The 1,166-nt window shown below is 44.9% G+C and carries 1 protein-coding gene and 1 pseudogene; one reads left to right on the top strand and one right to left on the bottom strand.

What is annotated here, in order from left to right; translation table 11 throughout:
- Positions 1 to 730 (top strand): glucosamine-6-phosphate deaminase (gene nagB, locus R7E78_RS24365; protein ID WP_318058369.1); only part of this gene is annotated, 730 nt, incomplete at its 5' end.
- Between the two features lie 127 nt (positions 731 to 857).
- On the opposite strand, the pseudogene R7E78_RS24360 reads toward nagB, so the two are convergent.
- Positions 858 to 1,166 (bottom strand): annotated as a pseudogene (locus R7E78_RS24360) (glycerol kinase); the annotation flags it as partial.

Raw genomic sequence — 1,166 nt, 5'->3', positions numbered from 1 at the left:
CAACGATTTCAAACCTACTGCTGAGCGTCCATTCGTTCTGGGTCTACCAACTGGTGGCACTCCTCTAGCAACTTACAAAGCACTGATCGAGCTTTACCAAGCTGGTGAAGTAAGTTTCAAACACGTTGTCACTTTCAACATGGATGAATACATCGGTATCCCTGCGGATCACCCAGAATCATACCGTTCATTCATGTACAACAACTTCTTCAACCACATTGATATTCAAGAAGAAAATATCAACCTGTTGAACGGCAACACTGACAACCACGAAGCAGAATGCAAACGCTACGAAGACAAAATCAAGTCTTACGGCAAAATCAACCTATTCATGGGCGGCGTAGGTAACGACGGTCACATCGCATTCAACGAGCCAGCGTCTTCTCTGTCTTCTCGCACTCGCATCAAGACACTAACTGAAGATACTCGTATCGCGAACTCTCGCTTCTTTGATGGCGACATCAACCAAGTTCCTAAATACGCACTGACTATCGGTGTAGGCACACTACTAGACGCAGAAGAAGTGATGATCCTAGTGACTGGTCACAACAAAGCACTTGCACTAGAAGCGGCTGTTGAAGGTTGTGTAAACCACCTATGGACAGTTTCTGCTCTTCAGCTGCACCCTAAAGCAGTGATCGTATGTGACGAGCCTTCACAACAAGAGCTTAAAGTGAAGACAGTTAAGTACTTCTCTGAGCTAGAAGCGGAAAACATCAAAGGTTTCTAGTCCTTCGTGCGATAAGCCAAGATAACCGCTAAAAATACAAAACCCGTGAATCATCACGGGTTTTTTCGTTTCTGGGCATGACAAATACCATCACATCGCAAGCATCTTCATTCATTTGAGAAGAACCTCAGTACGCTTGGATGCCAAATTGGCGCAGACGTTTTGGCAATACTTCATCCAGCTTGTCTAGTTCACTTGGCTCTACTTCGATCAAATTGAAGTTGTGTTGCTGATACACCGCACGAATGGCTTCTCGCTCTTTTTCTGGCGTCTCTCCGCTATCACTTCCCCAAAACTGAAGGTACAGCTTGCCAGCAGGAAGATAAAAATCGCTCATCACTTCTTGTTCTATCGGGACTTGTCGCTCGTAAGCATGGACAATGCCAGCCAAATACAACCAGTTATCAATTAGTAACTCCCCTTTTGAACGAACATA

This window comes from Vibrio sp. YT-19(2023), assembly GCF_033337395.1.
This window is presented reverse-complemented; position numbering and strand designations above follow the sequence as displayed.